This is a genomic window from Piscirickettsia salmonis LF-89 = ATCC VR-1361, assembly GCF_000297215.2.
In the GTDB taxonomy this organism is placed as follows: domain Bacteria; phylum Pseudomonadota; class Gammaproteobacteria; order Piscirickettsiales; family Piscirickettsiaceae; genus Piscirickettsia; species Piscirickettsia salmonis.
The window spans coordinates 1-836 of the sequence record NZ_AMFF02000273.1 but is presented as its reverse complement, the minus strand read 5'-3'; the positions used below and the strand labels follow the sequence as shown (position 1 = coordinate 836).

At 29.8% G+C, this 836-nt stretch carries 1 protein-coding gene; it reads left to right on the top strand.

The genetic code is table 11. The features are described 5' to 3' along the window. The coding region (locus C200_RS14040) for a substrate-binding periplasmic protein (RefSeq protein ID WP_033923865.1) at positions 1 to 659 on the top strand (659 nt) is incomplete at its 5' end. Positions 660 to 836: the final 177 nt, after the last annotated feature.

Below are 836 nucleotides of genomic sequence, written 5' to 3'. Positions count from 1 at the left end.
TATTCGTTGAGCGCTATAAAAGTAATAAATTAACAGGATTTTCAACTGAAATTGTCAGGGCGATCATGAAGCGGCTCGGGGTAGAATATAAAATTTATGTCTACCCTGGTGCAAGAGGCGAGTTTTACGCAAAAACAAAGCCAAATCACTTGCTATTTTCAATTTTTAGAACTCCTGCGCGTGAGTCCATTTATAAATGGATAGGGCCGTTAGCTTCTGAAAATATTTATTTTTTTAAAATGAAAGATAAAAATATTAAAGCGACAACTCTCGGTGAGATTATTAACATGAATTATACCGTTATGGCTAGTCATGAAGGTTTTGTTTTAAATTCATTGATTAATAAGGGAATTATTAATATCGATAAATCAGCATCTAGTACAGAAACAAAAATTAAGGTGTTAGCCCAAGGTCGTGGTGATCTGATTCCCTTTACTGAACTTGGGGTGCGTTATATTTTAAAAAAAAGTCATATGCCATTAAATACTTTAGTCAATACTCAAATAAAGTTAGCAAGTTTTGATTTATATATCGCAGCTTCTAAATTAACAGACAATAATATTATTAAACAATGGCAAGAAGCATTAAACAGTATAAAGCAGGAGGGTGAATTCCAGAAGATCTATAATAGATATTTAAATTATAATTCTAGTTATTGATTTACTGCTGTTTTTATAATTATCATTTTTATGATGATAAAGTCTAATATACCTTTTATTTTAGCTTAAGCCAGAACTTAATTTTTCATAAAAACAATATAAAAGTAAAAAAAAGATGATTTGTTTTTATGTCTAACATGATTTCTATGATTTACTGTGTGTCACTCAGAACTTCGC